This window comes from Lactobacillus sp. 23-2, assembly GCF_044902225.1.
Classification (GTDB): Bacteria; Bacillota; Bacilli; order Lactobacillales; family Lactobacillaceae; genus Lactobacillus; species Lactobacillus absianus.
On record NZ_JAOQBX010000044.1, the window covers coordinates 1 to 8,476 of the forward strand.

Consider the following 8,476-nt stretch of genomic DNA (forward strand, 5'->3'; position numbering starts at 1 on the left):
TTTAGTCATGAAAATAACCCCCGAAATTAGTGTCCTAATTTCGGGGGTCATATCAGAACTTGAGCGGTTTTTTCATGTAATTTTGCTTTAAGCTTAGCTGCTAGCTCTTAAACCGCTCGCCGGCCAAGGCGCGGTAGAAGCCCGCGTGGGCGGCGTTGTAGTAAGGCAGCACCCACAAGAAGCCGATGCCCAAAGTCAAGCAGGCCAGCAGGGTCCAGCCCATAAAGCTCAGGTCAAACACGAATAGTTCCCACTTGTGCCCATTCATCAATTCCCGGCTCTTCGTGATCGCCTCAGTCGGCTCTGGCTCCTTGCCTGCATCCAGCAGATCTTTCATGATGTATGGTGCCATGGCATAGCTGTAGGACTTAATAATCCCAGGAATGATGAGCAGCAAGGTCCACAAGGACGTAAATAAGGCAGTCAAGAAAGTGTTCAAAAGGGTCGGAATGAAGCGGCCATGAGTAAAGCCGGCAAAAATCCCGCTGAAGATGTTGCCCTTCTCTCCCTGGTCAGCAAAACTCAAATAAGTATAGGCGATCCCAGCGGTGATCAAGCCACTTAAAATTGCGCCAAAGGTGCCTGAACCCATAGTCGCGATATTGACGGAGTTGTCTTCAGAAACTGTGAAGAAGGCCGGAAAGCTGTCGAAGATGCCTAAGATCACGGCACTGACCAGAGTCAGGCTGACCGCCCAGCCCCAGTTGCCCTTCAGCTTGCCCTTGGCCATGCTCTTCAAGGCGGCCCGGTCGATTTTTTTAATTGCGTCTGCCATTGTTTCCACCTCCCGGATTGGCGTTTACAGTAATGTAACCGTTCTCTTAATACAATTATAGCAAACTTGACATGGCACATCGTAAAAAAGGGATTAATTTTTCCAGCAAAAGCAGGCGGAAAAGCTTAAAGTAGCACAAAAAAGAGCTCAGCGTGAGCTCTTTTTTCTTACTTTAGTAAGGCGCGACTAGTTCTCGTAGCTTTGAGCAACCTTTTCGTAGTAGGCAACTTCATCGTCAGTACACTTCACGAAGTGGCCTGGACGGATCTCGTGCATGGAGCGTTGGTCGTCCTTGCCGTCGCCTTCGAACTTGCCGTATTCGTAGTCAATCCGGTGACGGTTGCGTTCGATTTCTGGGTCTGGTTGTGGTACGGCGGAAATCAAACTCTTGGTGTAGTCGTGCAATGGGTGGTCGTAGACTTCATCCGCGTCGCCGACTTCCAGCAACTTGCCGTAGTGCATAACGCCAATCCGGTCAGAGATGAACTTAACCATTGACAAGTCGTGGGCGATGAACAAGTAAGTCAGGTTGCGCTGCTTCTTCAGTTCGATCATCAAGTTGACGACTTGGGCTTGAATGGAAACGTCCAAGGCGGAAATTGGTTCGTCGGCTACGATAAACTTCGGTTCAACGGCCAGGGCCCGGGCAATCCCGATTCTTTGCCGCTGACCACCGGAGAATTCGTGTGGGAAACGGGAAGCGTGGTTTCTGTTCAGCCCAACCGTTTCCAGCAGGTCTTCAACGCGCTTGCGGCGTTCTTCCTTGCTCTTGACCAAGTGGTGGATGTCCAGCCCTTCAGCAATGATGTCTTCAACGGTCATTCTTGGGTTCAAGGAAGCGTATGGGTCCTGGAAGATCATCTGGGCGTCCCGGCGGAAGGCCAAGTTTTCTTCCCGGCCATGCAGCTTAGTCACGTCCTTGCCTTCAAAGAGGACCTCACCAGCCGTTGGCTTGTACAATTGCAAAATCGCGCGGCCAGTGGTGGTCTTGCCTGAACCGGATTCACCAACAAGGCCGAAGACTTCACCTTCATAGATGTCAAAGCTGACGTCGTCGACACCCTTGGTGACGTTGCGGCCGTTCTTGAAGTATTGCTTCAGGTGCTTGACCTCTAAAATCTTTTTTCTTTCTTCTGGCATATTATGGCTCTCCTTTAGTCCTTCTTTTCAGCTTGGATCTCTTTATAGTGCGCCCAGCGGCGTTGAATTTCAGCTGGCGGGGTAACCTTTGGAGCGTCTGGGTGCAGCAACCAGGTTGCAGCCCAGTGGGTTTCTGAAACCTTGAAGAATGGCGGCTTCAGTTCCGTGTCGATCTTCAGCGCGTACTTGTTTCTTGGCGCGAATGGGTCACCCTTTGGTGGATCCAGCAAGTCTGGCGGAGTACCTGGAATTGATTCCAGGCGTTCACTGGTCAAGGTTGGCATTGAGTTGATCAAGCCCCAAGTGTAAGGGTGTTGTGGGTTGTAGAAGATTTCGTCAACCGTCCCCTTTTCCAGGAATTCACCAGCGTACATGACGTTGACGCGGTCAGCCATGCCGGCTACGACGCCCAGGTCGTGAGTGATGAAGATAATGGAAGTCTTGACTCTCTTTTGCAAGTCCTTCATCAAGTCCAGGATTTCTGCCTGAACGGTTACGTCCAAGGCAGTCGTTGGTTCGTCAGCCAGCAGGATTTCCGGCTCACAGATCAAGGCAATGGCGATCACGATTCTTTGTCGCATCCCACCTGAGAATTGGTGCGGGTATTCGTTGATCCGCTCTTCAGCGTTAGGAATCCCAACGGCCTTCATCATTTCCAAAGCCTTGGCCCAGGCTTCCTTCTTGGAAGCGCCCTTGTGCTTGATCAAAGGCTCAGCGATTTGCTGGCCGATCTTCATGGTTGGGTCCAAGGAAGTCATTGGGTCCTGGAAGATCATCGCGATCTGGTTGCCCCGGATTTCTTGCCATTCCTTTTCAGAAATCTTCAGCAGGTCCTTGCCGTGGAACAAGATCTGCCCGCTCATGATTTGCGCGTTCTTGGCCAAAAGGCCGATGATGGAACGAGTCGTAACTGACTTGCCTGAGCCGGATTCGCCAACGATCGCTAAAGTTTCCCCCTCATCCAGGTGGAAGGATACGTCACGAATGGCCTTAACTTCACCGGCATAAGTGTGGAAGTCAATTGCTAAGTTTTTAACGTCTAAAATTCTTTTTGCCATGTTCGTCTCCCTTATCTTTGGCCCTTAGGGTCGAAGGCATCACGCAAACCGTCGCCAAGCAGGTTGAAGGCAATCATCAGTACGCAAAGAACCGTTGCTGGGTACCACATTTGGTATGGCAGGAATTGGAAGTTCTTCTGCCCTTCGTTCAAAAGCACACCCAGAGAAGTTTCCGGCGCGGAGATACCGATACCGATGAAGCTCAGGAAGGCTTCGAAGAAGATGGCACTTGGAATCGTGTACATGGTTTGAATGATGATGATACTTGAAAGGTTTGGAATCAAGTGCTTAGTGGCAATCTTGAAGGTTGATTCACCAAGCGAACGTGCTGCCAAAACATATTCTTCATTCTTCAGCGACAAGGTCTCGGCCCGAATCTGCCGGGCCATGGTCGTCCATGAGGAAATGGCCAGGGCCAGGATGATGGAAGTGATGCCGGGCTTCAAGACAACCAGCATCAGCACCACGATAACCAGGGTAGGAACTGAAGAAATGATTTCGATAATCCGTTGCATGATGTTGTCAGTCATGCCGCCCTTCCAGCCGGAGATGATCCCGTAGGTAACCCCGATGGCCAGGTCGAAGAAGGCTGCGACAATGGCAACGATCAATGAAATCTTAGTACCATAGATAATTCTTTGGGCAAGTGAACGGCCAAGGTAGTCAGTCCCAGCCATGAAGTACTTGCCGGCAGGAATTGAAGCGTAAGCGTCAGTCCAAACGCCGTTTTGCTTGATCTTCCCGTTGACGCCGTTGAGCCAGTCAAAGCCTTTCCACTTGGCTGGCAGGTTGGCGTATTGCGGTGCTGACTTAACCAGACTGGCGTTGTTGATCCAGAAGCTGGAGCCAAAGGCGATTACCACCATTACGATGATGATGACAGCGGAAATCATCGCCGCCTTGTTTTGTCTAAATCTGATCCAGACATTTTGCATGAAGGAAAGTGAAGGGCCAGAGATGTGTTCAGCACTTTGCGTATCGCCTTTTTGGGCAGGTTCGAAAGCGTCTGCCGTGATCTTCACGTCGTTTGCGTTTTGATCCATTCTATTCGTCCTCTCTTTCTATTAATCAGTCAGTCTGATCCGTGGGTCGATCAAGCTGTAGACAATGTCAGTAATCAGCAGGATGACAACCAGGCCGAAGCAGTAGACCATACTTACGCCCATGATGGTTGGGTAGTCGTTGGTCAGGATTGACTTGGTGAATTGTTCACCGATCCCAGGAATGTTGAAGATGTTTTCGATAACCATGGAACCAGTCATCAAGGCAACAGCGTAAGGCCCGATCAGGGTAACCAATGGAATCATTGAGTTGCGCAGGGTGTGCTTGCGGATGACTTCGATCCGGCTCAAGCCCTTGGCCTTGCCCAATTCAACGTAGTCAGAACTCAAAGTGTCGACCATTTCCGTTCTGATGAATCTGGCCGTTTCCGCCAAAGGCCCTACGGACAAGGCGATGGTTGGCATGATCGTTTCGCCCGCCGTGCCCCAGCCGGCGATTGGGAACCAGCCCAGCTTCAGGCCAATGTAGTACTGCAGCAGCACGGCCAAAACAAAGTTAGGAACAGACTTGCCGATGATGGAAAGAATAGTGGCCGTTGAGTCGATCCAAGTCCCTTGGTTCATAGCGGCGATAGAACCGATGATGATCCCGAGGATAACGCCGACGATCAAGGCTTGCAGACCCAATTGGGCTGAAGCACCCAAACGGGCGCCGATCAGGCTTGAAACCGGCTGGTTGCTGTATTGGAAGGAAATCCCAAAGTCACCATGAGCCGCGCCTGCCAAATAGGTTATATATTGTTGAATGACAGGCTTATCCAAGCCGTATTGCTTGTTCATGATAGCCTTTTGTGTTGCCGTCATCTTTGCTTCGTTTGCGTATGGTGAACCAGGCATCATCTTCATTAAGAAGAAGGTGATCGTCGCAACGAGGAACAAAGTGAGGATCATGTAGAAAATACGTTTAAGTAAGTATTTAGCCATATTATTGCTCCCTTACACTTTTGTTTTAATCAACATTACATTTTTAATGTTTTTCTTATTATACCAAATATTGTAGAAATTACCATAAGATGATATCGGACCAACCCCCTTCAGGTCAAGTCTGTCAAGGCTTTTGCCCTATAAAAAATCTTTGGCAAAACTATCATACTTGTAGTTTTAATCTTTTTAACCCAAATTAAACTTAGTTTTTTAGCTTTTTACCCCATTTGGCCTTTTTTCGTTTAAAGCTTGCGGTGACAAGCGGCCAGCTAAAAAACAAATTCTTTAATAATTTAAGCGGACTAATTGCTGTTGCTGCCCTTTTCCGGACGATTGACCACATCCTCCCTAAAATTATCGCTAAAAAACCTAAAAAACAAAAAGCCGAGTGCTATAGAAACAGCATCTCGACTTTATATTATAGCACGGTCTATGCCTATATCCCTAGTTCTTCACCGCATATGTGTGCTTAAAGTCAGGATATTCGCCATTGAAGACCAGATTCTTGATATTTGGCCGGATCATCCAGGCCTGGCCCATGTGGTAGAGCGGGCTGACTGGCTGCTGGTTGATGATGATCTGTTCAGCCTTCAGCAGGGCCGCCTTGCGCTTTTGCTTATTCATGGTCAATGAGGCCTTGACTGCCTTGTCGTAGGACTTGTTGGTCCACTTGCCGAAGTTGTAGGCCTGGCCACTGGTCATGTATGACAGGAAGTGGTATGGGTCTGGGAAATCGGAAGTCAGCCCGCCCAGAACCACTTGGTACTTGCCAGCCAGCTGGCGGGCAACTCTGGTGGTCTTTGGCAGGTTGGAAACGGAGACGGAGATCTGGTCGCCAAAGGCTTCAGTCAGGGCACTTTGGATGAATTCCGTCTGCTTCTTGTAGGAATCATCGTCGTCAGCCATCAAAGTGAAGGAGATCTTCTTGGTCTTGAGCTCCTTCAGCGCCTTCTTGAAGTACTTCTGGGCTTCAGTCTTGTCGTATTCGACGTACTTGTTGTTGTCCGTGTCGTGCTTTTCCACGTAGTCCGCGAAGTTTTCGTCGTCAAGCACGACGTTGGTAGCTGAGAAGGTCGTGGCCTGGGTGTTATAGTCCCCGATCGTGGCCAGAAGCTGCTTGCGGTTGATGGCCATTGACAGGGCCCGGCGCAAGTTGGCGTTTCTGAACATCTTTTCCTTCTTGTAGTTGTAGCTCAGGTAGGTGGTGTTGCCCAAAGTCAGCACCGTGTAGCCCTTCTTCCCCTTCATGGACTTGGCGGCCTGGGTGTCGAGGATCGCTGCATCCAGCTTGCCGGTCTGGTAAAGGTTGTAGTCGGTTGCAGGCGTCTTTTGGACTGAGTAGTTGACGGAGTCCAGCTTGACGTTCTTAGCATCCCAGTAGTACTTGTTCTTGGCCAGCTTCCAGGTCAAGCTTGACCCAGTCCAGCCGGCAGACGTGAAGGGTCCGTTGTAGACGGCGTATTCCGACTTGGTCCCGTACTTCTTGCCATACTTGTTGACAGCCTTGGAGTCCAATGGCTTCAAGCTGATGGCGGTCACGACCTTGAAGTAAGGCACTGGCGTTTCAAACTGCACGACCAGCTTGTACTTGCCCTCGGCCTTGACGCCCAAGGTCTTTACCTTCTTCTTGCCTTCGGAGATCTTGATGGCGTTCTTGATCCCCTGGTAGTTGTTGACCTGGCTTGAAGCCGTCTTCGGGTCAACTTGCCGCCGCCAAGCATAGACGAAGTCGTCAGCGGTAACTGGATCGCCGTTGGACCACTTGGCGTTCTTGCGCAGGTTGAAGGTCCAGGTCAAGCCATCCTTGGAAACGGATGAGCTTACTGCCACGCCCGGCTCAGCCTTGGAGTTCTTGCCCAAGCGGTAAAGCCCTTCATAGGTGTTGGCAATTTGCTCTTCACTGGCCGTGTCGTCCGCCTTGGCCGGGTCCAGGCTTTCCAATTCGGAAGTCGTCATCCAGTTGATCGACTTTTCATAGCTCGTCCCAACCGGGGCCTTGGAATTGGATGAACTGGAATTGGAGCTGGACTTGGCGCAAGCCCCCAGCAGCAAGGCACTAGCGGCGATCATGATTCCAGAAATGATTTTCTTAAAATTGCTCATGGCATGTATTCCTCTTATTAAACTAAATTAACCGAAAAATGACACAACAAGCTTAAAGCTAACAAATAATCCACATTAAATAATGATTAAAACCTGATAAGTCGATTATACCGAAGACCTTTCCTATTTACAAGCATGCAAAAAGACGACAGGTCAGCCTGCCGTCTCTTGTACTTCATTTTTTGCTTTAGCTTTTTGGACAATATTTCCCAGGAAATACGCTAGTTCTTCACGGCATAAGCGTGCTTGAAGTCCGGGTACTCGCCATTAAAGACCACGCCTTTAACGTTAGCGCGGATCATCCAAGCCTGACCCAGGTGAAAGAGGGTAGTGATCGGCTGCTGGTCCGCGATGATCCGTTCCGCCTTGAGCAAGGCTGCCTGGCGCTTGTCCTTGTCCATCGTCAATGAAGCCTTGATGGCTCGGTCATAGGATACGTTGGACCACTTACCAAAGTTGTAAGGCTGGTCCGTGGTCAAGTAGGACAGGAAGTGGTATGGGTCTGGGAAGTCGGAGGTCAGCCCGCCCAAGAAGACCTGGAAGTTGCCGGCACTCTGCCGAGACAGGCGCGTCTCTTTTGGCAGGTTGGTGACCGACACGGAAAGCTTGCTGCCAAAGGTTTGGGACAGAGCGCTTTGAATGAACTCCGTTTCCTTCTTGTAGACGTCGTCATCGTCGCCAAGCAGGTTAAAGGAGAGCTTCTTGACGCCCAGTTCCTTTAAGGCCTTGGCAAAGTACTTCTTGGCCGCGGCCTTGTTCACGTCCAGGTACTTGTTCCCCGCCGCGTCGTGGCTTTCCACGTACTTGGCAAAATTCCGCCCTTCCAAGACCACATTGGTAGCTGAGAAGCTCTTGGCCTGGGTGTTGTAGTCCCCGATCGTGGAGATCAGCTGCTTGCGGTTCAGGGCCAGGGAAATGGCCCGGCGCAAGTTGACGTTTCTGAACATCTTGTACTTGAAGTTGTAGGTCAAGTAGGTCGTGTTGCCCATGGTCAAGACCGTGTAGCCCTTCTTCCCCTTCAGCTGCTTGGCCGCCTGGGTATCAAGCAGGGCCGCGTCCAGCTTGCCGCTTTGGTAGAGGTTGTAGTCGGTTGACGGGGTCTTTTGGACTGAGTAGCTGATCTCATCCAGCTTAACCTGTTTCTTGTCCCAGTAATCCGGATTCTTGACCAGCCGGAAGAGCCCTTCATAGGTATTGGCGATCTGTTCTTCGCTGGCCGTGTCCCCGGCGGTTGGCAACACATCCAGCAAACATTTCTTTTCGCGAAACGACACACTTGTTAATTTTTGCTTAAAACCTGTATGCTCCAATTATAGAGGACTTTTTCAGGCAGACAAGGGGCGTTTTCATGAATATGTGTCGCGCGGAAACCTTCGATTTCAATCGAGGGGGGAGCGCGCCTTTCTCCTTTCTAA

Annotated in this window: 6 protein-coding genes and 1 pseudogene; all 7 read right to left on the reverse strand. The window is 50.4% G+C overall.

All coding sequences use genetic code 11. The features are described from left to right. Positions 1–100: 100 nt before the first annotated feature. Complete coding sequence (locus OCH80_RS09850; RefSeq protein ID WP_404540557.1) at positions 101–775, reverse strand: DUF975 family protein; 675 nt, start codon at positions 773–775, stop codon at positions 101–103. Positions 776–961: 186 nt separating this feature from the next. After that, complete coding sequence (locus OCH80_RS09855; protein WP_302187737.1) at positions 962–1,915, reverse strand: ATP-binding cassette domain-containing protein; 954 nt, start codon at positions 1,913–1,915, stop codon at positions 962–964. Between the two features lie 14 nt (positions 1,916–1,929). Next, the gene (locus OCH80_RS09860; RefSeq protein ID WP_154549007.1) at positions 1,930–2,973 is read right to left on the reverse strand and encodes an ABC transporter ATP-binding protein; all 1,044 of its coding nucleotides are present in this window, start codon (positions 2,971–2,973) and stop codon (positions 1,930–1,932) included. An 11-nt stretch (positions 2,974–2,984) separates the two neighbouring features. Then, positions 2,985–4,016, reverse strand: a complete 1,032-nt coding sequence (locus OCH80_RS09865) for an ABC transporter permease (RefSeq protein ID WP_302187739.1) — start codon at positions 4,014–4,016, stop codon at positions 2,985–2,987. Positions 4,017–4,037: 21 nt separating this feature from the next. Continuing rightward, on the reverse strand, positions 4,038–4,958 hold the full coding sequence (gene opp3b / locus OCH80_RS09870; RefSeq protein WP_404540560.1) for an oligopeptide ABC transporter permease: 921 nt from the start codon (positions 4,956–4,958) through the stop codon (positions 4,038–4,040). A gap of 444 nt (positions 4,959–5,402) precedes the next feature. Continuing rightward, complete coding sequence (locus OCH80_RS09875; protein ID WP_404540563.1) at positions 5,403–7,061, reverse strand: peptide ABC transporter substrate-binding protein; 1,659 nt, start codon at positions 7,059–7,061, stop codon at positions 5,403–5,405. A 221-nt stretch (positions 7,062–7,282) separates the two neighbouring features. Further along, positions 7,283–8,239 (reverse strand): annotated as a pseudogene (locus OCH80_RS09880) (ABC transporter substrate-binding protein); the annotation flags it as partial. Positions 8,240–8,476 lie beyond the last annotated feature (237 nt).

Bases quoted from the DNA above. Each gene is read 5' to 3' on its own strand.
- OCH80_RS09850 (WP_404540557.1), bottom strand. From the start codon at position 775: ATGGCAGACGCAATTAAAAAAATCGACCGGGCCGCCTTGAAGAGCATG.
- OCH80_RS09855 (WP_302187737.1), bottom strand. From the start codon at position 1,915: ATGCCAGAAGAAAGAAAAAAGATTTTAGAGGTCAAGCACCTGAAGCAA.
- OCH80_RS09860 (WP_154549007.1), bottom strand. From the start codon at position 2,973: ATGGCAAAAAGAATTTTAGACGTTAAAAACTTAGCAATTGACTTCCAC.
- OCH80_RS09865 (WP_302187739.1), bottom strand. From the start codon at position 4,016: ATGGATCAAAACGCAAACGACGTGAAGATCACGGCAGACGCTTTCGAA.
- opp3b (WP_404540560.1), bottom strand. From the start codon at position 4,958: ATGGCTAAATACTTACTTAAACGTATTTTCTACATGATCCTCACTTTG.
- OCH80_RS09875 (WP_404540563.1), bottom strand. From the start codon at position 7,061: ATGAGCAATTTTAAGAAAATCATTTCTGGAATCATGATCGCCGCTAGT.